The organism is Vibrio sp. D417a, from assembly GCF_030248595.1.
Taxonomy (GTDB): Bacteria; Pseudomonadota; Gammaproteobacteria; order Enterobacterales; family Vibrionaceae; genus Vibrio; species Vibrio alginolyticus.
In genome coordinates, this window is record NZ_JAHGAM010000010.1 from 138,263 (window position 1) to 163,252 (window position 24,990).

General features: G+C 44.7%; 20 protein-coding genes. 9 read left to right on the top strand and 11 right to left on the bottom strand.

Translation table 11 applies throughout. The features are described from left to right. Positions 1–121 precede the first annotated feature (121 nt). The 4 genes from KI742_RS11560 (at position 122) to KI742_RS11575 (ending at position 5,940) form a co-directional block, all read left to right on the top strand. Positions 122–622 carry a YfbU family protein gene (locus tag KI742_RS11560; protein WP_005378446.1) on the top strand — a complete coding sequence of 167 codons (501 nt, stop codon included), beginning with the start codon at positions 122–124 and terminating at the stop codon, positions 620–622. 493 nt (positions 623–1,115) lie between these two features. After that, positions 1,116–3,050 (top strand): PrkA family serine protein kinase, encoded by a 1,935-nt coding sequence (locus KI742_RS11565; protein ID WP_005378447.1) that lies wholly within the window; start codon positions 1,116–1,118, stop codon positions 3,048–3,050. Between the two features lie 47 nt (positions 3,051–3,097). Further along, a complete protein-coding gene (locus tag KI742_RS11570; protein WP_005378448.1) occupies positions 3,098–4,369 on the top strand; it encodes a YeaH/YhbH family protein in 1,272 nt (423 codons plus the stop codon). Between the two features lie 11 nt (positions 4,370–4,380). Then, complete coding sequence (locus KI742_RS11575; protein WP_005378449.1) at positions 4,381–5,940, top strand: SpoVR family protein; 1,560 nt, start codon at positions 4,381–4,383, stop codon at positions 5,938–5,940. Between the two features lie 79 nt (positions 5,941–6,019). Here KI742_RS11575 and kdsB read toward each other — a convergent pair whose 3' ends face one another. Genes kdsB through KI742_RS11600 form a run of 5 tightly spaced genes read right to left on the bottom strand, consistent with a single transcriptional unit; the run spans position 6,020 to position 11,983 of the window. Continuing rightward, entirely contained in the window at positions 6,020–6,775 is a 756-nt protein-coding gene (gene kdsB / locus KI742_RS11580; protein WP_171344554.1) for a 3-deoxy-manno-octulosonate cytidylyltransferase, read from the bottom strand. Next, a complete protein-coding gene (locus KI742_RS11585; protein WP_005378451.1) occupies positions 6,775–6,954 on the bottom strand; it encodes a Trm112 family protein in 180 nt (59 codons plus the stop codon). The genes kdsB and KI742_RS11585 overlap by 1 nt, the downstream gene beginning before the upstream one ends. After that, a complete protein-coding gene (lpxK, locus tag KI742_RS11590) occupies positions 6,935–7,942 on the bottom strand; it encodes a tetraacyldisaccharide 4'-kinase (RefSeq protein WP_053303249.1) in 1,008 nt (335 codons plus the stop codon). The genes KI742_RS11585 and lpxK overlap by 20 nt, the downstream gene beginning before the upstream one ends. A 5-nt stretch (positions 7,943–7,947) precedes the next feature. Continuing rightward, complete coding sequence (gene msbA, locus KI742_RS11595; RefSeq protein WP_042522131.1) at positions 7,948–9,696, bottom strand: lipid A ABC transporter ATP-binding protein/permease MsbA; 1,749 nt, start codon at positions 9,694–9,696, stop codon at positions 7,948–7,950. Positions 9,697–9,727: 31 nt separating this feature from the next. Then, positions 9,728–11,983: a DNA internalization-related competence protein ComEC/Rec2 gene (locus KI742_RS11600; protein WP_115385843.1), complete on the bottom strand. Its 2,256-nt coding sequence runs from the start codon at positions 11,981–11,983 to the stop codon at positions 9,728–9,730. Between the two features lie 8 nt (positions 11,984–11,991). On the opposite strand from KI742_RS11600, the gene KI742_RS11605 reads away from it, so the two are divergent. Further along, the gene (locus KI742_RS11605; protein ID WP_005387834.1) at positions 11,992–12,501 is read left to right on the top strand and encodes a DUF2062 domain-containing protein; all 510 of its coding nucleotides are present in this window, start codon (positions 11,992–11,994) and stop codon (positions 12,499–12,501) included. Between the two features lie 148 nt (positions 12,502–12,649). Here KI742_RS11605 and lolE read toward each other — a convergent pair whose 3' ends face one another. Genes lolE through lolC form a run of 3 tightly spaced genes read right to left on the bottom strand, consistent with a single transcriptional unit; the run spans position 12,650 to position 15,805 of the window. Continuing rightward, positions 12,650–13,894: a lipoprotein-releasing ABC transporter permease subunit LolE gene (lolE, locus tag KI742_RS11610; RefSeq protein ID WP_031781151.1), complete on the bottom strand. Its 1,245-nt coding sequence runs from the start codon at positions 13,892–13,894 to the stop codon at positions 12,650–12,652. Between the two features lie 2 nt (positions 13,895–13,896). After that, on the bottom strand, positions 13,897–14,604 hold the full coding sequence (gene lolD, locus KI742_RS11615; protein ID WP_005378457.1) for a lipoprotein-releasing ABC transporter ATP-binding protein LolD: 708 nt from the start codon (positions 14,602–14,604) through the stop codon (positions 13,897–13,899). Then, positions 14,597–15,805: a lipoprotein-releasing ABC transporter permease subunit LolC gene (gene lolC / locus KI742_RS11620; protein WP_005387832.1), complete on the bottom strand. Its 1,209-nt coding sequence runs from the start codon at positions 15,803–15,805 to the stop codon at positions 14,597–14,599. The genes lolD and lolC overlap by 8 nt, the downstream gene beginning before the upstream one ends. A 249-nt stretch (positions 15,806–16,054) precedes the next feature. On the opposite strand from lolC, the gene KI742_RS11625 reads away from it, so the two are divergent. The 4 genes from KI742_RS11625 to KI742_RS11640 all read left to right on the top strand — a co-directional run bounded on the left by KI742_RS11625 (position 16,055) and on the right by KI742_RS11640 (position 21,575). Continuing rightward, a complete protein-coding gene (locus KI742_RS11625; protein WP_005387829.1) occupies positions 16,055–16,624 on the top strand; it encodes a hypothetical protein in 570 nt (189 codons plus the stop codon). Between the two features lie 5 nt (positions 16,625–16,629). After that, a complete protein-coding gene (mfd, locus tag KI742_RS11630) occupies positions 16,630–20,091 on the top strand; it encodes a transcription-repair coupling factor (RefSeq protein ID WP_285386156.1) in 3,462 nt (1,153 codons plus the stop codon). 7 nt (positions 20,092–20,098) lie between these two features. Continuing rightward, positions 20,099–20,866: a peptidoglycan binding protein CsiV gene (locus tag KI742_RS11635; protein WP_021707672.1), complete on the top strand. Its 768-nt coding sequence runs from the start codon at positions 20,099–20,101 to the stop codon at positions 20,864–20,866. A 160-nt stretch (positions 20,867–21,026) separates the two neighbouring features. Next, the gene (locus KI742_RS11640) at positions 21,027–21,575 is read left to right on the top strand and encodes a GNAT family N-acetyltransferase (protein WP_258664181.1); all 549 of its coding nucleotides are present in this window, start codon (positions 21,027–21,029) and stop codon (positions 21,573–21,575) included. Between the two features lie 76 nt (positions 21,576–21,651). On the opposite strand, the gene KI742_RS11645 is transcribed toward KI742_RS11640, so the two are convergent. The 3 genes from KI742_RS11645 to thiK all read right to left on the bottom strand — a co-directional run bounded on the left by KI742_RS11645 (position 21,652) and on the right by thiK (position 24,974). After that, on the bottom strand, positions 21,652–22,941 hold the full coding sequence (locus KI742_RS11645) for an NAD(P)/FAD-dependent oxidoreductase (RefSeq protein WP_005378463.1): 1,290 nt from the start codon (positions 22,939–22,941) through the stop codon (positions 21,652–21,654). 533 nt (positions 22,942–23,474) lie between these two features. Continuing rightward, positions 23,475–24,017, bottom strand: a complete 543-nt coding sequence (ycfP, locus tag KI742_RS11650) for an alpha/beta hydrolase YcfP (protein ID WP_285386155.1) — start codon at positions 24,015–24,017, stop codon at positions 23,475–23,477. Positions 24,018–24,092: 75 nt separating this feature from the next. Next, positions 24,093–24,974 carry a thiamine kinase gene (gene thiK, locus KI742_RS11655; RefSeq protein ID WP_285386153.1) on the bottom strand — a complete coding sequence of 294 codons (882 nt, stop codon included), beginning with the start codon at positions 24,972–24,974 and terminating at the stop codon, positions 24,093–24,095. Positions 24,975–24,990: the final 16 nt, after the last annotated feature.

The window sequence follows — 24,990 nt, forward strand, 5'->3', positions numbered from 1 at the left end:
TCAAAAGTGACAGTTCTTGCCATTTTTTAGTATTAAATATGTGTTGAGATCATGTTTCACTCATGTCTTAAGCGTTAACCTAAGCACATTAAAAATGTATTAGATATCTAGTGAGGTCACCATGGAAATGTCAAACGCTCAACGTTTGATTCTATCAAACCAATACAACCTTATGTCTCAACTTGATCCAAGTAATGCGGCCAAATACAAACGCTTACAAACGATCGTTGAACGTGGTTATGAACTACAAATGCGAGAGTTGAACAAAGATTTCGGCTGCCTCTCAGAAGCAGAGTGTCGTGAGATCATCGACGTTATGGAGATGTATCATGCGATGCAAGAGTCTTACAACATGCTAGACGATGAAGATCGTAGCAACGTGGATCAACGTCGCTTGAAGTTCTTGGGATTTGATATCGCTTCAGAAGCGCAACAAGTACATTACGTACGTTTTCTCATCGATTCTGAAGGTTTGTACCCTCAGTTTGACAAGGCAGATCATCACTTTAACAGCCAAATGCCGATGCTAGATAAATACCGCCGTATGCTGCAAACTTGGCGTAACTGCCCTCGTCAGTATCATTTATGTGAAAACGAACTAGCGCAAATCTTCAGCGCATAAAATGGTCGTCTAAGAATGAGGAGAGCGCCCGCTCTCCTTGTTATTTACCCTGTCACAAACTTATCTAAGACTTTGCTCTCTTCCTACCTCTTTCACTTACCTTGCTCAATGTAGAACAACGAATCACTGAGACTCTTCTGTCTTTGCCAAATATTTGATTTCTATTGCACCTATTCACGACATAAATTCGTCCTTAATAAAAGAGTGATTCAAATGTCACTTTTACAATAAATTCATAATTGTTAAGCAAAATTGCAAATCCCCGACTAGGCTTAAGTAGAGAAAGGCTGTGATTGAAAAATTCATATCCACCGCTCACCGTTGTAACGAAAAAACCGTCCATAAAGCAAAGTCTTTGGTGTCGCCAATCTTACATTCTGTACGAACCAAATGTGATAACAGGACGTATATTCAAACAACAACGAGCATAACTGTTGGTGGAAAGCCTGAATCAACGTTCGTCGGTAGACTGACTATTAAAGGGGAAAGCGACATGAGTATTTTCGACCACTATCAATCAAGATATGAAGCTGCAAAAGATGAAGAGATGTCGTTACAGGAGTTTTTAGCCCTGTGTAAAGATGACAAAAGCGCTTATGCTAATGCAGCAGAACGCCTACTGATGGCGATTGGTGAACCAGAGATAATCGATACGGCAAAGGATCCGAGACTAAGCCGAATCTTCTCGAATCGTGTTATCTCTCGTTATGAAACCTTTAAAGACTTTTATGGCATGGAAGATGCCATAGAACAAATTGTGTCTTACCTAAAACATGCGGCGCAAGGCCTAGAAGAGCGTAAGCAGATTCTTTACTTACTCGGCCCTGTAGGTGGCGGTAAGTCTTCGCTTGCAGAAAAGCTTAAGGCTCTGATGGAACAGATGCCTATTTATGTTCTTACTGCTAACGGCGAACGCAGCCCAGTGAATGACCATCCGTTCTGCCTATTCAAAGCCACAGAAGATGGCGATATTTTGAAAAAAGAATATGGCATCGAGCACCGTTATCTTCGCTCGATCATGTCTCCTTGGGCCGCTAAACGTCTTCACGAGTTTGGTGGTGATATCACCAAATTTAAAGTAGTGAAAGTACGCCCTTCTATCCTTGACCAAATCGGTATTGCCAAAACTGAACCAGGCGATGAAAACAACCAAGATATCTCATCATTGGTTGGTAAAGTCGATATTCGTAAGCTTGAACACTATTCGCAAGACGATCCAGACGCTTACAGCTACTCCGGTGCGCTGTGTAAAGCAAACCAAGGTTTAATGGAATTCGTTGAGATGTTCAAAGCACCAATCAAAGTGCTTCACCCGCTGTTAACAGCAACGCAAGAAGGCAACTTCAACGGTACAGAAGGCCTTTCTGCGATTCCATTCGACGGTATGATTCTGGCTCACTCAAACGAATCTGAGTGGCAGACCTTCCGTAACAACAAGAACAATGAAGCGTTCTTGGACCGTGTTTATATTGTGAAAGTACCTTACTGTCTACGTGTTTCAGAAGAAGTCAAAATCTACCAAAAACTTCTTGAAAACAGTGAGTTGTCTCAAGCCCCTTGTTCACCAAGCACGCTCGAGACTCTGGCACAATTCAGTATTCTTTCTCGACTTAAAGAGCCTGAAAACTCGTCCATCTTCTCTAAGATGCGCGTATACGACGGTGAAACGCTGAAAGATACGGATCCAAAGGCAAAAAGCTATCAAGAGTATCGTGATTATGCTGGTGTCGATGAAGGCATGAACGGTCTCTCAACACGTTTTGCCTTTAAGATTTTGTCACGCGTATTTAACTTCGACCAAACCGAAGTGGCAGCCAACCCTGTACATCTATTCTATGTGATTGAACAACAGGTTGAGCGCGAACAGTTCCCTGCTGAAACAGCAGAGAAATATCTCGAGTTCTTGAAAGGCTACCTAGTACCTCGATACGTTGAATTTATCGGTAAAGAGATTCAGACCGCTTATCTTGAGTCTTACTCTGAGTACGGCCAAAACATCTTCGACCGATATGTCACCTATGCAGACTTCTGGATTCAAGACCAAGAGTACCGAGATCCAGAAACTGGTCAGCTATTTGATCGCTCTTCACTGAATGCTGAGCTAGAGAAGATCGAAAAAACAGCTGGTATTTCTAACCCGAAAGATTTCCGAAACGAAATCGTTAACTTTGTGCTTCGTGCGAAAGCGAATAACAATGGTCAAAACCCGGTTTGGACCAGCTACGAAAAACTGCGCACAGTAATCGAGAAGAAAATGTTCTCCAATACCGAAGAGCTACTTCCGGTTATCTCATTTAATGCGAAAACCTCTTCTGAAGATCAGAAGAAGCACGACGACTTTGTCGCTCGCATGATGGAAAAAGGCTATACCGAGAAACAGGTTCGCCTACTTTCTGAGTGGTACCTACGAGTACGTAAGTCATCCTAACCCAGTATTGAGTTAGGTCGCTTGTGAAACATGAAGAGGGCTATTTCATGGCGCAATTTATAGACCGAAGGCTCAATGGCAAGAACAAGAGCGCTGTTAATCGACAGCGCTTCTTGAAGCGCCACAAAGAGCAAATAAAAGAGTCGGTAGCAGACGCAGTGAATCGACGCTCGATTACGAATACGGAAACGGGCGAAGACGTCTCTATCCCTCACAAAGACATCAATGAGCCTATATTTCATCAGGGCAAAGGTGGTGTTCGCGAACGAGTTCATCCCGGTAACGACCAATTCATTACTGGTGATAAAATTGAGCGTCCCAAAGGTGGCGGTCAGGGTAGCGGCTCAGGAGAAGGGAACGCCAGTCCAGATGGAGAAGGCCAAGACGAATTTGTATTCCAAATATCAAAAGATGAGTACCTCGATATTTTGTTCGAAGATCTCGAGCTGCCTAATCTAGAAAAAAACCAAATTGCCAAAATCACTGAATGGAAAACACACCGTGCAGGCTTTCAAACTGCCGGTATCCCTTCCAATATCGCCGTAGTACGTTCTCTGCAACAATCTCTTGCGCGCCGTACTGCAATGACTGCTGGTAAGAAACGACTTCTTAAAGAGTTAGAAGACGAACTTGCTCGCATCAAAAATATTGAACCTGCTCAGCAGTTTGAAGAGAACCGCTTGAAGGCTGAAATTGAAGAACTGCGCAAGAAAATCGAAAGCGTGCCGTTCATCGATACCTTCGACTTACGCTTCAAGAACTATGAGAAACGCCCGGTACCATCGAGCCAAGCGGTCATGTTCTGTCTAATGGACGTATCCGGTTCGATGGACCAGGCAACGAAAGACATCGCAAAACGCTTCTATGTTCTTTTGTACTTGTTCTTAACTCGTACCTACGAGAATGTCGAAGTCGTCTTTATCCGCCACCATACCCAAGCGAAGGAAGTGGACGAGCACGAATTTTTCTACTCACAAGAAACCGGGGGTACCATTGTATCTAGCGCACTCAAGTTAATGGATGAAATAGTAAAAGAGCGATACCCGATTGGTCAGTGGAACATATATGCAGCTCAAGCATCCGACGGTGACAACTGGGCAGATGATTCGCCAAGGTGCCGGGATCTATTAGTGAACAAATTACTTCCAAACTGTCAGTACTACTCTTACATAGAGATCACACGGCGCTCGCACCAAACTCTATGGCATGAGTACGAAAAACTCACTGAAGAGTTTCCTAATTTCGCAATGAAAAACATTCGCTCTGTGGAGGATATTTTCCCAGTCTTTCGTGAACTATTCCAAAAAGAAACGGCGTAAGGAGGCTAGCGATGAATACCGCAACGAGAAACCTCTCAGGAGAGGCGCCTAAGAAGCGTAACAGTAAAGTGTTGCCAGATGGACCAGATTGGACATTTGAGCTGTTAGAGCGATACCACAAAGAAATTAAGCGTGTCGCGGAGCATTATCGCCTAGACACTTACCCTAACCAAATAGAAGTGATTACTTCAGAACAGATGATGGATGCCTACTCAAGTATCGGCATGCCAATCAATTACAACCACTGGTCATTTGGTAAAAAATTCATTCAAACAGAGCAGAACTATAAACATGGTCAAATGGGGTTAGCCTACGAGATTGTGATTAACTCCGACCCTTGTATTGCTTATTTGATGGAAGAAAATACGGTAACAATGCAAGCACTCGTTATAGCGCACGCGTGTTACGGCCATAACTCTTTTTTCAAAGGTAATTACCTATTCCAAACGTGGACTGACGCCAGCTCTATTATCGACTATCTGCTGTTCGCCAAAAAGTATTTAGCCGAGTGTGAAGAACGATATGGCGTAAAAGAAGTGGAAAAACTGCTCGACTCTTGTCACGCGTTAATGAACTTTGGTGTAGACCGCTACAAGCGTCCAGAGAAAATCTCAATTACAGAGGAAAAAGCAAGACAAGAAGAACGCGAAGCATACCTACAATCTCAAGTTAATGAGCTTTGGCGCACGGTACCGACAGCCAAGACGAAAGAGGAAGACATTAAAGAGCGATTCCCAAGCGAGCCTCAGGAAAACTTGCTCTACTTCTTCGAAAAACATGCGCCGTTGCTAGAGCCGTGGCAACGTGAAGTTGTTCGGATCGTCCGTAAGATCAGTCAGTATTTTTATCCGCAAAAACAAACGCAAGTTATGAATGAGGGCTGGGCAACGTTCTGGCACTACACCATACTCAACCATCTTTATGATGAGGGCTTGGTGTCTGAAAAATTCATTCTAGAGTTCTTACATAGCCACACCAGTGTCGTGGCTCAGCCGCCTTATAACAGTCCTTACTTTAATGGCATTAACCCCTACGCGTTAGGCTTTGCCATGTTCCGAGATATTAAGCGTATCTGTGAAGAACCAACTGATGAGGACAAAGAGTGGTTTCCAGACCTAGCAGGAACCGACTGGTTAGATGCAGTGCATTTCGCGATGCATAATTTCAAAGATGAAAGCTTTATTAGCCAATACCTTTCTCCGAAATTAATGCGTGATTTCAAGCTGTTTGCGATCAACGATGATGATCATAAGAACTTTATTGAAGTCGCTGCGATACACGATGAGATGGGTTATAAACGCATTAGAGAAACCTTAGCTGCTCAGTATAACTTATCTAATCTTGAGCCAAACATTCAGGTGTTTAATGTCGATGTCCGTGGTGATAGATCGCTTACGTTGCAGTACGTTCCTCACAACCGCATCCCACTTGATGATAGTTACGAAGAAGTTCTAAAGCACGTGTACCGATTATGGGGCTTTGATGTCATTCTCCAAGAAGTGAAAGACACCGGTCACCGAGAAGTGTTAGCAACCTGCCCTAAACGGAACCAATACGACACTAACATTTAACTAATACCGCGATACAAGTAAAACAAAAAGGCTCCTAATTCAGGAGCCTTGTTTATTCTTAAATCTATATGAGCATTTGTTACGCTTGCTTTGCAACAATCGCGCGCACGGCTTCTAGGTCTTCGGGCGTATCAACCCCTGCCGCTGGTGCTTCTTTCGCTACCGCCACATGAATTTTTTCACCGTACCAAAGCACTCGCAGTTGCTCAAGACACTCAATCTGCTCTAATGCACTTGGTGCCCAGTTGACATACGTATTAATGAAACCAGCTCGATAAGCATAAATACCAATATGACGCATTAATGGGTTGGCAATAATTTTGTCTTGTTTAGCAAAGTTATCGCGATCCCAAGGGATGGTTGCTCGACTAAAGTACAACGCATAGCCTTGCTCATCTGCGACAACTTTAACAGCGTTCGGGTTGAACACTTCCTCTTCCGAGTCTATTTCTACAGCTAACGTCGCCATCGGGGCTTCACACCCAGATAAGTTATCAGCAACCTGACGAATGATGGACGGCGGAATCAAAGGCTCATCCCCTTGCACATTAACAATAATGTGGTCTGACGGAATAGCCATCTTTTCAACAACTTCGGCAAGACGCTCCGTACCTGATTCGTGGTGGGGAGAGGTCATACAAACTTTACCACCAAATGACGAAACCGCTTTCGCAACACGCTCGTCATCAGTTGCAACGATGACATCTTCCGCACCCGCTTGTAGCGCTTGTTCATAAACCCACTGAACCATAGGCTTACCACCAATATCCGCTAGCGGTTTACCAGGCAAACGGCTCGATGCGTAGCGCGAAGGGATGACAACCGTAAAAGACATTAGCGTCCCTCATCCATGCTCATAGTGCGAGCTTCAGGCTCTAGCAGAACTGGAATACCCTCTTTGATCGGGTAAGCAAGGCGATCCAATTTGCAGATCAACTCTTGATTATCTTTATCGTACGTCAGCTTACCTTTGCAAACAGGGCAAGCTACAATCTCAAGTAGACGGTGATCCATAAGCCGCTTTAACCTCTTTTATTCTATTTAAAATTTGCTCTGCATCGTTTGATTCAAACTGGGCAGATACAGGCAGATACCACCAATTATCTTGCGCATAATGGCTGCACTTGACGGCATCTTTCTCGGTCATAATCACATTGGTCCCTTGTTGAGCCAATGCTTCTAATTCTTGTTGATCAAAGTCTTGATGGTCAGCAAAACCTTTTGTGACTTTAACATCTGCGTTCATCGAGTTTAGTGTATGAAAAAAACGCGGAGGATGCCCAATGCCCGCAAATGCGACGAGATCTTTCAACTCCGAGACATCCACATGTTGCTTAGTCTTAAGATTAATAGCTTTAGAGGGTGCTAAAGCCATTGCGATTTCGCCCGTATGCGCTTGACCGCCATTGGTGATGATAAAGTCGACTTCTTTAAGTCGCTCAATACCTTCACGTAAAGGACCTAATGGAATCAGGCTTTCATTCCCAAACCGGCGATTCCCATCCACAATCACTAACTCTATATCACGGCCTAACGCATAATGTTGTAATCCATCATCCGTAATTATGATATCCACATCCAAATCTAGCAGTGCTTTCACTGCATTTGAACGCACAGGATCTACCGCAACAGGTGCTCCTGTACGGCGATGAATCAACTTAGGTTCATCGCCACAATGCTTCGCTGGCGTATCTTCTTTTAGCACTAACGGATAGGCAGGAGCCTTTGCCCCATAACCACGAGAAACAACCCCCGGCTTAAAGCCCATTTGCTGTAGTTGCTCAACAAGCCACACAACAACTGGTGTTTTACCATTGCCACCAGCAGTGATATTGCCAACCACAACAACAGGTATAGGCGCATTATAAGCTTGCTTGCGGCCAGTTTGGTATTGCTTTCGCTTTGACTTGCTTATCGCTCCAAATAATAAACTCAGTGGCCACAAAAGCGGCCACAAGAGGTATTTTATTGGATGGTTTTCAAACCAGATTTTTTCAATCACCGCGCTTATTCACCAAACTGAATACGGTGCAATTGTGCATACGCACCATTTTTCTCAATAAGCTCAGCGTGGTTGCCACGTTCAATGATGGCACCATCATCAACCACAAGAATTTCATCGGCTTTCTCGATTGTGGATAAGCGGTGCGCTATTACAAGTACCGTTTTGTCTTTTTGCAGCTCATCAAGTGCAGCTTGAATAGCTCGCTCGGATTCGGTATCCAAAGCCGAAGTTGCCTCATCAAGAATCAGCACTGGAGCATCACGCAATAGAGCTCGCGCAATCGCAACACGTTGGCGTTGACCACCAGACAAGCTAGCACCATTTTCACCAATCATTGTATCAAGTCCATCATCCATTTTGCCGATGAACTCCATCGCATGCGCGAGTGTTGCCGCTTTCTCGATATCACTGCGCTCATATTGGCCATCCGTTGCGTACGCAATATTGTTTGCTATCGTGTCATTAAACAAATGAACATTTTGCGATACTAGTGCAAATTGCTGACGTAAATTCTTTAGCTCGTAATCACGAATATCATGCCCATCTAATGTGATAGAACCACTGTCAACATCATAGAAGCGGTTGAACAAGTTCGCGATGGTACTTTTACCTGAGCCAGAACGGCCAACTAGCGCCACCGTTTTTCCTCTTGGAATATCGAAGCTGACATTTTCCAATGCTGGTTTTTCTGCACCAGTGTAAGTAAAGCTTACGTTTTTAACTGAAACATCGCCATTTGCGCGTTCAACTGTCAACTTACCTTCGTTTTTCTCAGGCTCGAGGTCAATTAACGCGAAGAGCGTTTGGCTCGCGGCCATACCACGTTGGAACTGAGAAGTAACGTTAGTCAGCGCTTTAAGTGGGCGCATCAGACCAAACATTGCAGAGAACACAACAGTAAATGTACCTGGAGTCAGTTGCTCTTTAATCGAATCAATACTTGCTAAATAAAGAACGGCAACAATTGCAAGTGATGCAATCATTTGGATGATAGGGTTAGCCGCCGCTTGAGCCGTCACCAACTTCATGCTTTGTTGACGCATTTGGTTGCTGACTTTTTCAAATCGTTTACGTTCGATGTCTTGGCCGCCATAGCTCAACACAACTTTATGGCCTTTCAGCATCTGCTCTGCTGATGCAGTTACGTTACCCATCATGGTCTGCATATTTTTGGATATTTTTCTAAAACGTTTAGAAACAACACCAATACCCCATGCCACAACGGGAGCAACAGCAAACAGCACTAGCGACAATTGCCAGCTGTTGTAAAACATCAAGACTAACAGACCAATGATACTTGCGCCTTCACGGACAATGCTCACCAACGCTTGGCTAGTTGCCGCTGACACTTGCTCTGAGTCGTAGGTTATACGCGACAATAAATTGCCCGTCTTTTCCTTATCAAAGTAAGACACTGGCATATGCATAAAGTGATTGAACACCATGCGACGGACTTGCATAACTACGTTGCCAGATACCCAGCTCAAACAGTAGGTGGAGACAAATCCACTTATGCCACGGATGAACATCATGGCAAAAATAATCAATGGAAGCGTGCGTAAAAAATCAGATTCAGCGTTCCCAAAACCTTCATCGAGTAGTGGTTTTAGCAGGGAAATCATATAGGTATCTGATATGGCATTAATAACTAATGCAATGACTGCAACGACAAGACCTGACTTATAAAGGCGAATAAATTGCCATAGACGCTTAAACGTCTGCCAAGTCGTTTCATCAGTATTTATCGACATAGAAGTGCTTTATTTTCTTACATTAAGACTCTCATTCTACTCCCTTACGCAGCATCTGCCTATACCAAGGCTCAAATGTATCGCTACGTTTGGTTTCTGAGCGCCAATTATCACGGTGAATAAAGAAGCTTACCTGACCACCCTCACCAGTATCAAGCCAAGTGACGCCAAGTTTTCGGTATGAAGCAACGACACTTTCCGCTGGCATTCCCCATCGATTGTTTTTTGCTAAAGAAGCAACCGCCACACTCGGGCTCACCGCCTCGATAAATCGAGGATTCGATGAACTTTTACTCCCGTGGTGAGGGACTAGCATCACATCGCTTTGTAACTTTCCGGGTTCTCTAAGCAAAATCCACTCGCTAATGGCCTCAATATCACCAGTAAAAAGCATACTAAAGTTAGAAATAGGGTCAGTAAGTCGTAATACACAGGAGTGCGGATTATACGCACGTTGAACAAGTGCAGGAGGCCAGAGCACTTCCATGTTTAATCCTTGCCATTTCCATTGGTCGCCTCTAGTGCAAGGCTCATATTCGATAAAGAATTGACTACTAAGTTTACGCTGTGGAGAAAAGGCATCTTCAATGAAAAAGCGGCCGCCTGCGTGATCATTATCGGAATGGCTTAGAATCAGTGTATCTATGCTTTCATAACCTCGTTGATGCAAAACCGGAGTGACGACCTGCTCTGCGATACTGCCGCTTTGCCATGCTTTACCAGTGTCATACAGCAACACCTTGTCGTCTTTTTCTACAACCACTGCAAGGCCATGACCTACATCTAATACATCGATACGCCAATGCGGTTCATACTCCGCTGCAAACTTGATACTAATAACGATGCCGAGTAACAAATACCACGCGTACTGAGACATGAACCGTTGAAATATTAAGCAAACCACTATCACCATAACCAGCATTGTCATTTCCATGCTAATGGGTTGCCAAGAACCTACTGCGTACTGTATTGACGTGCTCAATGGCTGTAATGACCAGTCCACCAAATGCCACAGAGGCTTCGCTATCATTTCAAGAAACAAAGATGAGAACAGGGCTAGAAACATCAAAGGTACAACGATAAATCCGAACCAAGGAATAAATACCAAGTTGTAGGCTATTGAGGACAAACTAAAACCGGAGAAGAAATGGCCACTAACAGGTACAATTAAAGCGCTCAACATCAATTGAGTAAGCAATAACGCTTTTAATCGCGCTTTCCAACCTCCCCTTTGATGTCGAATCAAATTAATTGCGAACAATACCGCACAAACGGAGAGGTACGATAACCAAAAGCTCATACTGTAGGATGCAAAAGGTTGGACAAGCAGTTGTAGAGATACTGCAAGCAAAAGAACTCGCCAAGAAGTCCAGTGCACCAGAGTATACTTCAGGAGAACGTAAACAACGCATACCGACACTGCTCGCGTAGTAGGCAGAGAGAAATCCGCTAACCAAGCGTAGGCAACAGCGAAGATCAGCCCATATAAGCTAGGTAGCAACTGGTATTGGGGTAATAGATAACGAACGGTACCGCCCACGACTAGCCCAAAAGTAAACGCCATACCAATATGTAAACCAGAAATGGAGACCAAATGCAGTAAACCACTGTCCCTGAGCGCTTGCCAATCTTCCTTAGACAACCAAGAACGATCAGCAAAAACTAACGCACTTATTAACGAGAAATGATGAAGGGAAGACACATCATCAGCGACATCGGCAATAATGGATTGACGCAGAGATACATTAGAACGAACAATCCACTGAGCGTCTTTGTTAACAACCGCTCGGGCGATAATATTTTTACCCATCGCGTGCTTTTCAGCATCAAAGCCAGCTTCGTTGCGTAGACCTGTAATCGGCTTTAACGAGATGGATGTCGTAAACTCACTGTTAACATCGAGTGGAAAAGGCGTAATAAGACGGATTTTAGGTTTAAGAAAAGGTAACAGAGTTTGAGAATTTACCGCTTCTATAGCGACAATACCTTCATAACCGTGACTTATTTGCGTAAAAGGGCTGTCAACTTTACCAATTATGGTAATATTCTCCCCTGCTTGAAAAAGGGCTTGTCTCTGAGACTCCAATACATTGCCGTGGACGATGACAACCATAAAGCCCGCAATTGCGCCTATGCTAATTAAGCCACGACGTAATTTGATTATTGAGCCAGTGGTTATTATTCCCAGCAGCAACCAACGCCAATCTGGTATTGTCGGCCACCAAGCTGACGAGATTACGCTCGCTACAAATAACGCCAAGGTCCAACTTTTTTCTGAGAGAGTCATGCTGTCCTATGCCTAGAAAGCTGATAAAACGCTTCATGCCAGATCATGAATTGATCAAACGCCAAAAAGCATTGAAGGTCTTCGGCAATGTGTTGTACAACCCAAACTTGTGGTGCTTAAACCGCCGCTCGGCATCAGGGGCTTTTGCTGTCGGGTTATTTATGGCTTTTGTTCCGCTGCCGAGCCAAATGATCATGGCCGCTGGTTTGGCCATTATGTTGGGTGTCAATCTGCCCCTCTCCGTCGCTTTGGTATGGATCAGCAATCCTATCACTATGCCTGTGCTATTTTACTTTGCGTACAAGCTAGGTGCTCTAGTGATGCGTCTTCCCCCGCAACCTTTTCACTTTGAACTATCGTGGGAATTCATCATGCAGCAAATGAGCACCATTGGACCTCCATTTCTATTGGGCTGCGCAATTTGTGGGGTTGTATCCGCGATTATTGGCTACTTCGGAATTCGAGGGCTTTGGCGCTACTCCGTGGTACGGAGCTGGCAAAAACGCAAAATAAGATAAGACCTTACTGCGTAAAAATCAGCATTTGAGCTATCAGTTGAGGGGCATCTAACAGTTAGAATGAAACGCGATGTTACTCAAGTCGGATAAATACAAAAAAGGACCGAATTCGGTCCTTTTTGTTTTTCGCATATTGTAAAACAATCAGCTATTTAGAACTCAGTACAGCCGCCGGATTCAACCTTGCGGCACGAGAAGCAGGATACCACGTCGCAAGTAAACTAAGCACTATCGCCGTCACTGACACCAATGCCACATCTGGCCAGTGTAGTTGTGATGGTAAGAAGTCAACAAAGTAAATATCACCCGATAAAAACTGATGACCAATTAAGCTCTCTAACCCTTTAATTAACGGAGTCAGGTTTAACGCCACTAAGACACCGATAACACTGCCGACGAGACTGCCAAATACACCAGAGAATACACCTTGCCAAACAAAGATCCGTTTGATTAGGCTATCTTTTGCTCCCATTGTTCGCAAAATTGCAATTTCCGCCGCTCGGTCTTTCACTGCCATCATCAACGTAGACACAATATTAAAACATGCCACGCCAATCACCAGTACCATCACCAAGTACATAATGGTGCGCACGAGCTGAATATCGCGATACAAAAAACCAAACTTTTGCTGCCAGCTTTTCAAATACACATAAACATCAACCATGCTACCAACCTCGCGAACAATAGAAGGCGCATTGAGAACATCGTCAGTTTTTAGTGAAATGCCAGTGACCCCTTCCCCTAATCTCGCGTATTGCTTAGCATCCGCTAATGGTACTAACGCTAGAGAGTGGTCGATTTGGCCATTCAACGTTAAGAACCCTGACACCTTCACGCGCACACGCTTAGGAGCCTGCACTTTATTTGCGCCGCCTGTTTGCGGAATCATCAACGTAACGTAATCCCCCACGGCGACATTTAGCTCGTTTGCTACACCTCGGCCTAAGATCACTTGCTGCTGACCGGCATAAAAGTTTTGCCAAGCTTCTTGGTCAATAAAATTCGATAAGCTCGACACCGCTTGCTCGAAAGTAGGCTCTACGCCACGAACTTCTATCGCTTTTAGCTTACTGCCTTTTTCTGCCAAGCCCGTAAAACGAACGTACGGTGCTGCCGCAACAACATGTTCATGTTTTAGAGCTTGATTCATCGTTTTGGTGTAGTCATGAAGTGGTCCATTAACACCTTCTAACTCGCCGTGTGGGATCACAGACAACACACGCGATTGCAGCTCGCGCTCAAAGCCATTCATTGCAGACAAACCGATAATGATCACAGCAACGCCAACCGCAATACCAATGGTCGAAGAAAGCGATATGAAAGACACCATCTTGTTGCGCTTTTTCGCTCGACTGAAGCGACCACCAATCATCAAAGCTAAAGAGGTAAACAAAACTAGCCCTCCGCAGATGCTGTATCAGTCACAAAACGATCTACGAGCAAACCATCTTGCATGTGCATTTGACGATCCATTTTTGCTGCCAGCTCTTTGTCATGCGTGACAACCAAAAATGCAATGTTTGACTCTTTATTGAGCTCGCGCATCAAATCATAGATAGACAGTGCCGTATTGTGATCTAAGTTCCCCGTAGGTTCATCAGCCAAGACCAGATCAGGTTTATTCACCAATGCACGCGCAATCGCAACACGCTGACGCTCACCGCCCGATAACTCGGAGGGTCTATGTTGCATCCGATGACTCAAACCAACTTTATCTAACAGCGCTTTAGCCGCCTGTTTTGCATCCGCTACTTTAGCACCGCCAATCATCAGTGGCATCGCCACATTTTCAAGCGCAGTAAAGTCAGCCAACAAGTGATGAAACTGGTATACAAAACCAAGGTGCTTGTTGCGTAATGCCGCCTGTTTGTTCGAGCTCAAAGCTGATAGGTTTTGCCCTAGAAAATCAACTTCACCATGAGTTGCGTCATCTAACGCACCTAAAATATGCAATAAGGTACTTTTTCCCGAACCAGAAGAGCCAACAATAGAAACCAACTCCCCTTTGTCGATATCGAAACTTACGCCTTTCAACACTTCCGTATCTAACGAACCCTCTCGGTAGACTTTACGAATATCACGACATTCTAATAGCTTATTCATAGCGAAGTGCCTCAGCAGGTTTAACAGAAGATGCTCGATAAGAAGGATAAAGCGTAGCAGCAAGGCTAAGAGCAATCGCCAATACCACCACTAAAAGAATTTGCAGTGAATCAATCAAGATGGGTAGATGACCACCAAAGCTGAATAGCGCCACACCAGCAGATTCAAGAATCGCATTTAGATTAAGTGACAAGATCACGCCCGCAGCGCCACCAACAATCGCGCCAATTACACCACTGCTTGCACCTTGCACCATGAAAATGGTCATCACTTGAGATTGAGTCATGCCTTGAGTTTTCAATATTGCGACTTCTGATTGCTTCTCCATTACCACCATGATTAAAGCGGAGATAATATTGAATGCAGCGACACCCACAATTAGACCTAGCATAAGTCCCATCATGTTCTTTTCCATTTTCACCGCTTGGAAAAGCTCACCACGCTGTTCGCGCCAATCACTCCATTCCCATCCATCAGGCATGGGTTGTTCAGCAAAATCCGTCACCATAAATGGGTCAGAGAAAAAGACACGCCAACCAGAAACCGTGTCTTTAGGGAAACGCATCAGCTTAGATGCATCCGTCATGTTCACAATCATTAATTGACCATCAACGTCCGATCCCGTATTGAAAATGCCTGAGACAGTGAAGTTTCGCTGGCTAGGAATACGACCAAGTGGGGTAAACTGCGTCGCGTTGGTCACCATCAAGCGTACTTTATCCCCGATTGAGACCTTTAGTGAACGCGCCAAACTGTGACCCAAAAATACATTGTAGTCACCTGCTTGAAGTGACGATAATCGTCCGGCAATCAAATGGTTGCTAATCGGATCGCCTTTCTTAGGTTCAATACCGATGAGGTAACCAGCCGTCAGCTGTGCAGAACTCTGAATAACAGCCTCTCCTCTAACGATAGGCTCCGGCTGGGATTCACTCGACATCGCTTGAACAAATGGAGGAGCAGACTCGGTCATAGGCGTTTTTCCATCGTGTTGCGAAACAACGGCATGAGGTAGCACACCTAAAATGCGTTCTTTTAACTGCGATTCAAACCCGTTCATCACAGAAAGAACCGTCACCAACGCCATTACACCGATCGTAATACCCGCCGTCGACATATAAGAAACAAATCGGCTGAACCTATCTCCAGAGCGTCCCCGAAGATACCTTAAGCCAATAAACAATGAGATAGGATGATACATATAAGACAAACCAACTGGTTGTTTTGATATAAAGCTTTAGCGGATTATCTTACCTTACTCTTCTCATTAAGAAGACAAGAGAATCGCTAAATTTGTCAACGACATGCAATAAGTCTGTATTTAAGGCAAAAAGTTCAAGGACAAATCGGCTAAACTTGATAACTTCATTCAGTTAGCGATAATCAGTGCCCTATTTCTCTTTGTTTGTTGAGTGAACAGGGAGCGCTCACTGGCAAAAGGATCGACTATATGACAGAGCAAGAATACTTTACCGTCCATCATAACCTCACCATCAACGTCGAAACGTTGAGTGCGGACTTTGCTTTGCCAGATGAAGAAACATTTGTCTCCGAAATTCCAGCACCATTTATTGTCGCCAGTGAATTTAGTCACTTAGATATGTTGGCAGACAACGCGCGTCTAGAGCTGAAAAACAAAGAGTTAAAGCATGTGATCAACTTGCTTGATACGCAAAACGCGAAACTTAACCTCTTGTTGAGCTTTATGCTTTCACAACAAGATGACGCCTCCATTCGCTATCAAACGACGCAGTTTGGTGCTAGTCAACTCAGTTTCCGCTCAGGTACAGCGTTAACTACTCAACAACTCGTTCGTGTTAAACTGTTCCTCGATCACCCTGCTGCGGCGATTTACTGTTACGCTCAAGTAGAAGAATGTGATGCTTCAGAGCAAGATTTCATTATCACGCTTAGATACAAGATGCTCCGAGAATCTGATCAAGATTTACTGATAAAGGCGGCACTGTATCAACAACAAAAACTTTTACGTCAGCGCTCGATGGAGCGAGATAAAAAATAATTCCTATGACAAAAGCAACGATTCTTTCCGTCACCAACCCTTCAGAGCGTGGCGACAAAAAACAGCTAGGTAATTTGCCGGGCGCAGCTCTACCTCTAGCCATTGCAGAGCTAGCCAAGCAGCATTCGAGTCACTCTCTACTCGTTGTGCCTGACCCGCAAATTGCTTTAAAGCTTCAGGCAGAGATTGAGCAATTCACCGACCAAACGGTAAGCCTGTTCCCCGACTGGGAAACGCTGCCTTACGATAACTTTTCTCCGCATCAAGAAATCATCTCTGAACGTATCGCACGCCTATACCAACTACCAAGTCAACGTGATGGCATAACCATCGTCCCGGTCAGTACAGTATTGCAACGCCAATCGCCACGTAATTTTCTGTTGCAACACACTTTAATGGTGAAAACTGGTGATCGAATCTCGCTAGAGAAGTTACGTGTACAACTTGAAAATTCAGGCTACCGCCATGTAGATCAAGTATTTGGGCCAGGTGAATATGCAAGTCGTGGGTCTATTCTGGATCTCTTTCCTATGGGCAGCAATGACCCGTACCGCATCGACTTCTTTGATGATGAAATAGATACCATTCGCACGTTTGATCCAGAGAACCAACGCTCTATCGACGATATTCAGCAAATCCAATTGCTGCCTGCACATGAGTTCCCAACCACTAAAGAAGCGATTGAAGATTTCCGTACACGTTGGCGCACCCAGTTCGACGCACGCCGCGAGCCTGAATCAATCTACATGCAAGTGACCAAAGGCACGTGGCCCGCTGGTATTGAGTATTGGCAGCCGCTGTTTTTTGACCATACCGAGACTTTATTTGAATATTTGCCAGAAGACTCTCAAGTCATCACATATGGTGATATCGAATCTGCGGTCGATACTTTCTTAACCGATGTCGAATATCGATACGACCAGAAAAAAGTTGATCCGCTGCGTCCTCTTTTGACTCCTGAACAGCTTTGGTTGAAAAAAGACGAACTTTTCAGTCAACTAAAACAGCTCCCTATCGCTCAATTGAGCCTAGATAAAGTGGTTAAGCGTGCCGGTCGTCAAAACCTACCAGTACAATCGTTAGCCGAGCTTGGCGTTCAACAACAAAATAAAGAGCCGCTCTCGCGCCTTCGTCAGTTTAGTGAGCAATTCAGCGGCAAAATCGTTTTCTCGGTAGAGTCAGAAGGTCGTCGTGAAGCACTAACGGAGCTGTTGCAAGGCATCAAAGTTCGTCCAGTTGTACATGGCTCACTTTACCAAGCTCTAGACTCGGGTGATCGATTCAGCTTGGTCTTAGGCGCAGCAGAGCATGGTTTCATTCACGAAGAGCTGAACTTCGCTCTGATCTGTGAAAGTGATCTACTCGGTGACCGTGTTATCCAGCGACGCCGCAAAGATAAAAAAGCCGTCAACAGTGACACCGTTATTCGCCACCTTGCCGAACTAAAACCCGGCCAACCTGTGGTTCATATTGATCACGGTATTGGCCGCTACATCGGTTTACAAACACTTGAAGCCGGTGGTATGAAAACGGAATACGTCACCCTTGAGTATCAAAACGATGCCAAGCTCTACGTGCCAGTTTCATCACTGAATCTTATCAGCCGTTATTCTGGCGGCGCTGAAGAGAGTGCGCCACTGCATAAATTAGGTGGTGAAGCGTGGGCAAAAGCACGTCGTAAAGCGGCAGAAAAAGTGCGTGACGTCGCGGCAGAATTGCTGGATGTGTATGCAAAACGAGAATTAAAACCGGGCTTCAAATTTGAGCTAGATCGTGGGCAATACGCAACATTTAAAGCAACATTCCCGTTTGAAGAAACAGATGACCAAGCGATGGCCATCAATGCCGTATTGTCAGACATGTGCCAGGCAAAAGCAATGGATCGCTTAGTATGTGGTGACGTGGGCTTTGGTAAAACGGAAGTCGCTATGCGCGCAGCATTTGTCGCAACGGATAACAGTAAACAGGTCGCTGTACTCGTACCAACAACCTTGCTTGCTCAGCAGCATTTCGAAAACTTCCGTGACCGTTTTGCCAACTTACCAATCCGAGTTGAAGTACTGTCTCGTTTTAAATCTGCCAAAGAACAAAAAGTCATTCTGCAAGACGTTGCCGATGGTAAAGTAGACATTGTCGTTGGTACGCATAAGCTGCTTTCGAGCGACATTAAATTCAAAGATTTAGGTTTGTTGATCGTTGATGAGGAACACCGCTTCGGGGTTCGTCAAAAAGAAAAAGTCAAAGCAATGCGTGCGGATGTGGACATTCTTACCCTCACCGCAACACCAATTCCACGCACACTGAATATGGCAATGAGTGGCATGCGAGACCTGTCGATCATCGCGACACCTCCTGCACGCCGTTTAGCCATTAAAACCTTTGTTCGACAAAAAGAAGAGCCAGTGGTCCGTGAAGCGGTACTGCGTGAAATTATGCGTGGTGGTCAGGTTTACTTCCTGCACAATCAGGTTGAAACCATTGAAAAAACGGCAGAAGACTTACAGAAACTCATCCCAGAGGCACGCATTACCGTGGCTCATGGTCAAATGCGCGAGCGCGAACTTGAGCGAATCATGAATGACTTCTACCATCAGCGCTTTAATGTGTTGGTGTGTACAACCATCATCGAAACCGGTATCGACGTACCAACGGCGAATACCATAATCATGGATCGTGCGGACAATCTTGGCTTGGCGCAGTTGCATCAATTGCGTGGCCGTGTTGGACGTTCGCACCATCAAGCCTATGCTTACTTATTAACGCCACATCCAAAAACCATGACCAAAGATGCCATCAAGCGTCTTGATGCGATTGCTTCACTGGAAGACTTAGGTGCTGGCTTTACGTTAGCAACCCACGATTTAGAAATCCGTGGTGCTGGTGAGCTGCTTGGTGATGAGCAAAGTGGGCAAATTCAATCCGTTGGTTTTACACTTTATATGGAAATGCTGGAACAAGCAGTGCAAGCATTAAAAGAAGGCAAGGAGCCATCTTTGGATGAGCTGCTTCGTGAGCAAACTGAAGTGGAAATGCGAATCCCAGCGCTCTTACCAGATGATTACATTCCGGATGTAAACACACGACTGTCGATGTACAAACGCATTGCGAGTGTCACAAGCAGTGATGAGCTATCAGAGCTAAAAGTGGAACTGATTGATCGCTTTGGTTTGCTTCCAGACGCAACAAAGAACTTACTTGCCGTCTCAGAATTGAAAATTTCGGCTGGTAGTTTAAAAGCGAAAAAGATAGAAGCCCATGATAAAGGTGGATTTATCGAGTTTTACCCTGATGCTGACATAAATCCAGCGTATTTAGTTAAACTGCTGCAATCACAGCCGCAAAAATTTGCAATGGAAGGTCCAACTAAGTTCAAGTTTAGCGTACCATTGGTGGACCGACGTAAACGCATTCAGTTTGTTCAAGACTTACTGAATGATTTTAAACAGAATTTATTACCAACGAGCTAATAGTCGAATGAGAATACTGATCCCGTTATTGCTTCTATGTGTCTCAATGCCCTCTTGGGCACAGCGCCAATTTGATATTGAAGTGATCATTTTCAAGCGAGCAGTCGACGCTGAAAGCACAACAGAATCTTGGCCGAATCAACTGCCAAAAATCGATATGGAAAATGTCGGTAGCCTAGAGAGTGAATCCTACCGCCGCTCTAAAGGCGTGACACTTTTGCCAAGTTCTTCTTTCCGTCTCAACGCACAAGAAGCGGCACTAAATAATCATGCCGGCTTTAAAGTGCTGAAACACGTAGCCTGGCGTCAAGGTGACCGAGGTAAATCTAGCGCCCCAATTTTCCGCATCGTTGGCGGGCGAGATTTCTCTGATTCTTATCAAGCAGATGGCCGCCCAATCAATGGCAATCAAACATTTTCCAGCGACGGTTACAGTGAAGAGACGGTCAATGGTCCTTTATATGAACTAGATGGTCGATTCCAAATATACGTACAGCATTACCTCTTCGCCGAAACAACACTAGATCTGCGCGAACCAAGTGTTAGAGAGGTGCGTTTTGAACCAACCTCAACTGAGCAATTGGCGGATGACTTAGGTGAAGTAGATGGTAACGTCCAAGTCGGTAACTTGGCAGAAATATCGCCGACAGTAACCGAAGAGAAATTCCTGAAGAGTTATCGAATGGATCAAAAACGTCGTATGCGTAGCAGCGAGACTCATTACCTAGATAACCCGTTGATGGGTATGATCATTCAAGTTCGTCGGGTTCGATAAGCACGAGCGGTTCGACAAAGCGCAGCAAAGCTGCGCTTTGTTTTTATCTGCTGTACCTCAGTTATTCCTAACCAACGCAGAGCAAGGAAAATAGCTGCGTTCAAGTATAAATAGACAGCTTTCAATTTACTTACACTCAACATGGAAGTCGTATTAGTTCATGAGTCCAGACTTTGAAATCATTGCGCCCCGCTTAGCGCTCAAGCTCATCCCTGCTGAAGAAGCACATTCACTACAACGATTACTTGCAGAATCCCCTTCGCTGCACCAATGGCTTGACTGGTGTGATAAAAGCGTCACATTGAAAACCGCGCAGGACTTTCTGTTGGCAACCCGTCTTAACTGGGTCAAAACTGAGGCTTTTGGTTTCGGTATCTATGAGCGGCAAAGTAACACTTTGGTTGGAATGGCAGCGGTTAATGAGTTATATCATACGTTTAATATGGCGAGTATTGGTTACTGGGTTGCCGACCGCTATCAACGGCAAGGCTATGCCCAAGAAGCCGTTAAAGCCTTAGCAGAATTCTGCTTCGCAAAGCTAAGTTTAACTCGACTAGAGATTGTTTGTGACCCCGACAACGAAGCTAGCCAAGCCTTAATTGAGTCCGTCGGTGCACAAAAAGAAGCCATCGCCAGAAACCGGTTTATTTTTCAGGGTAAGCCTAAAGATGGCGTTGTGTTCTCACTTTTACCGACAGACCTAACATAAACAAAAAGCCACCGACTTGCGGTGGCTTCTGCATTTTTTAAGATACAACACATCCACACAGAGTGGATTTAAAACCTTAGTGCAGCTTAAGGTTTGGACGCAGCACGCGATTAATGCGGCCAACGAGCATCATCAGACCGGTTTTGAATACACCGTGCAACGCCATTAGGTGCATGCGATACAATGAGATGTAAACGACACGAGCAATACGGCCTTCTACCATCATCGACCCTTTAGTTAGGTTCCCCATCAGACTACCAACGGTTGAGAAGCGACTTAGAGACACTAATGAACCGTGATCTTTATATACATAGTCTTTCAACTCGCGCCCGTTGATCTTCGCGACGATGTTACTAAATGCCTGGCTTGCCATTTGGTGTGCAGCTTGAGCGCGTGGCGGCACGAACGAACCGTCAGACTGGGTGCATTGTGCTAAGTCACCAATAACAAAGATGTCATCATCTCGTGTTGTCTGTAGTGTGTTTTTCACTACAAGCTGATTGATACGGTTCGTTTCTAAGCCAGCGATATCTTTAATAAAGTCTGGAGCTTTGATACCCGCAGCCCAAACCATGATTTGAGCTGGGATCTTCTCACCATCTTTTGTAGTAAGGCCATCTTTTTCAGCTTTAGTCACCATAGTGGCGGTGCGCACGTTTACGCCCAACTTCACCAACTCTTGATGAGCAGCAGAAGAAATACGTGGAGGTAACGCTGGTAAAATACGCTCACCTGCTTCAATCAGATTGACGTTCAACTTGCTAGAATCAAGATCACCGAAGCCATAAGTGCGCAGCTCTTTAACAGCATTATGTAACTCAGCTGATAGTTCAACGCCAGTTGCACCAGCACCAACAATCGCAATATCGACCGTACCGTTACCGTTTTTCGCATGCAGCTTTAGGAACTCGTTGTTCATTTCTGTACGGAAACGGTGTGCTTGCTCAGGGCTGTCTAGGAAAATACAGTTTTCACGAACGCCAGGCGTGTTGAAGTCGTTTGATGTCGAGCCAATCGCCATCACTAGAATGTCGTATTCTAGCTCACGGCTTGGCATAAGAAGTTCACCGTGTTCGTCTTTAAGCTCACTTAAGATGATCACTTTACGTTCACGGTCGATGTCTTGAAGGCTACCCATTTGGAAGTCGAAGCTGTGGTTTTTTGCATGAGCTCGATAGCTCAGTGCATCTACTCCTTCGTCCAAAGAACCTGTAGCAACCTCATGCAATAATGGCTTCCACAAGTGGCTCGCTTTTCGATCGACTAGCGTAATTTGCGCACGGTTTTTGCGACCTAGAGTTCGACCAAGCTTAGTTGCCAACTCAAGACCACCTGCACCGCCGCCTACAACGATAATGCGTGTCACAATGATTTTCCTCTACAAAAATGAATATATGGGGTTCAGCTCGATGCATGACTCACAAATATTTGTGGCATCCATCCAACCGATGAATTCTTGGTTCTTAGAGGTGTCTCAATTACTTGGATTAAAAAACTGCCACTCACCTTGATGCTTTATCTATCAATGACTTGTCAGGGTTTGGCATGTTTATCTGGTACGCATACGACGCCAGAATTTTTTGGGCAAGTTTATTACTCGCTCTCAATTTTTTTTGATATTTATCAAATTATTTTAGTCCGGTTCATTATATAGAGACCAACTTTGAAGGCAACCAAAATCCGTGTAACGAGTACGGATTGACTACTTTTCGACTACTCTACAACAAGGTGTTCGTGCTACATAGGAGGGAAGTAAGAAAACGGTAAGGAGAACACAATATTCAAAGCGTTAAACCAAGAAAATGTGCCTTTCAAAGAGACAGTGGCTCGGCATACTCAAGAGAAGGAATCGCAGCAAAGCAGCCGATAAAAACGCCGCTTTACTGTCTACACTCAACATTAGTAAGTATTTTTAAATGCATTTATCGCTTGTAAATGATGAGAGATTTTTTTGAACTTATGAGACTGAGTTTCATCCCAAATGATTTGATAGTGTTTTTCTAACTCAGCTGCCGTTTTCGAATTGTCATGCACTTCATCATCTTTAGAGAGAATCACTAAGCAGTGCGCTTGATTTTTCGCCCGGAACTGATCAACACATTTTGTTGCGATATCTTCATACTCTTCTGGGCGATCGATTCGACCAGCCATCGTTTTTTCTGGGTGCAAGTTCGGGTTGAACATCACTTGCTTGATACCGCATAGAAAACCAATTCGCTCAGACCAGTAACCACCTAAACCAACCCCACAGATTAACGGGTTTGGGTCATCAGATTGATCGATAACTTTAGACACTTCTTTTAACAAGTGTTGCATGTCGTGCTTTGGGTGAAGGGTGCTGTAATTGATAAAACGAACGTCGTCGTCGATAAATTGCAGTTGAAGAACTTTTTCGTGGTTGCCCGGGCTTGTACTGTCAAAGCCGTGTAAGTAAATAATCATGTGTACCTCTCCCTGTGTGTATCTGGTACTTTTATTAAAACTACCACTATTTCCTTACTGTTAAAGGGGAAAATATTACGAGTTCTCAAAACAGTGATCTTCCATACACAATGAGCCTTTCAACTCATACGCACTGTTTAAGTATTGTTCAGTTCCCCACAATTTATAGGCAAGTAGATACCAGAGCATCGCCATCACCAAGGTTCTTGGTTGCCAAGCGTGTACACCTCTCAGCCAAAGAGACACATCTTCGATACCTCGAATTTGGCAATACTGCTTTACCGCTTCTTCCACAGGCGCATTCGCGACCTGAATAGTTAAGGTCAAATCTAGCCTAGGGTCAGAAATCCCGGCATACTCCCAATCAATGACTTTCACCCCACTCTCCCCTCGCACTAGGTTGTAACACCCCAGATCGAAGTGACATAGGGCAAGCGGAACAGGTGCAACGTTCGGTTCCGTACGCCACTTCATGTACAAAGCCTCAAACTCCGTACCCACATACTGACCATCAAGCTCAAGCCAATAATGATCGATGCGAGAAATATATGAAAATGGAACCAAAGGAATTGCGCTTATCGGATATTGATGAATCTTCGCCGCAATGGATAATAAATTGCTTAGTGCTAAGCCTGACTCCGTCAGAGCCTCTCCTTCTATCCATTCCACCAGCAACCCTTGCTCATGAATAAAAACTGGCTTGGGGCCAATTTCCAATGAAGAGACTGCATTCAGCACTTGATATTCACTGTGACGAGAAATTGAAAAAGCCTTGCAGACATGACTGGTCGGTCGCCAGATGTATGCAAGGCCTTGAGAAGATTCCAACCGCCAACAACGGTTGGTGAGCCCCCCGGTAACAGTTTGTACTTTTACCGGAGGCTCCGTAAAGAAGCCATCGAGAGCGTTAAGACTCGGATCTAACTGTTTTGCTTGTTGCCAAGAAAACCATGCCATTGATGACTTCTCCACC

Bases quoted from the DNA above. Each gene is read 5' to 3' on its own strand.
- KI742_RS11560 (WP_005378446.1), top strand. From the start codon at position 122: ATGGAAATGTCAAACGCTCAACGTTTGATTCTATCAAACCAATACAAC.
- KI742_RS11565 (WP_005378447.1), top strand. From the start codon at position 1,116: ATGAGTATTTTCGACCACTATCAATCAAGATATGAAGCTGCAAAAGAT.
- KI742_RS11570 (WP_005378448.1), top strand. From the start codon at position 3,098: ATGGCGCAATTTATAGACCGAAGGCTCAATGGCAAGAACAAGAGCGCT.
- KI742_RS11575 (WP_005378449.1), top strand. From the start codon at position 4,381: ATGAATACCGCAACGAGAAACCTCTCAGGAGAGGCGCCTAAGAAGCGT.
- kdsB (WP_171344554.1), bottom strand. From the start codon at position 6,775: ATGTCTTTTACGGTTGTCATCCCTTCGCGCTACGCATCGAGCCGTTTG.
- KI742_RS11585 (WP_005378451.1), bottom strand. From the start codon at position 6,954: ATGGATCACCGTCTACTTGAGATTGTAGCTTGCCCTGTTTGCAAAGGT.
- msbA (WP_042522131.1), bottom strand. From the start codon at position 9,696: ATGTCGATAAATACTGATGAAACGACTTGGCAGACGTTTAAGCGTCTA.
- KI742_RS11600 (WP_115385843.1), bottom strand. From the start codon at position 11,983: ATGACTCTCTCAGAAAAAAGTTGGACCTTGGCGTTATTTGTAGCGAGC.
- KI742_RS11605 (WP_005387834.1), top strand. From the start codon at position 11,992: ATGCCTAGAAAGCTGATAAAACGCTTCATGCCAGATCATGAATTGATC.
- lolD (WP_005378457.1), bottom strand. From the start codon at position 14,604: ATGAATAAGCTATTAGAATGTCGTGATATTCGTAAAGTCTACCGAGAG.
- lolC (WP_005387832.1), bottom strand. From the start codon at position 15,805: ATGTATCATCCTATCTCATTGTTTATTGGCTTAAGGTATCTTCGGGGA.
- KI742_RS11625 (WP_005387829.1), top strand. From the start codon at position 16,055: ATGACAGAGCAAGAATACTTTACCGTCCATCATAACCTCACCATCAAC.
- mfd (WP_285386156.1), top strand. From the start codon at position 16,630: ATGACAAAAGCAACGATTCTTTCCGTCACCAACCCTTCAGAGCGTGGC.
- KI742_RS11635 (WP_021707672.1), top strand. From the start codon at position 20,099: ATGAGAATACTGATCCCGTTATTGCTTCTATGTGTCTCAATGCCCTCT.
- KI742_RS11640 (WP_258664181.1), top strand. From the start codon at position 21,027: ATGAGTCCAGACTTTGAAATCATTGCGCCCCGCTTAGCGCTCAAGCTC.
- ycfP (WP_285386155.1), bottom strand. From the start codon at position 24,017: ATGATTATTTACTTACACGGCTTTGACAGTACAAGCCCGGGCAACCAC.
- thiK (WP_285386153.1), bottom strand. From the start codon at position 24,974: ATGGCATGGTTTTCTTGGCAACAAGCAAAACAGTTAGATCCGAGTCTT.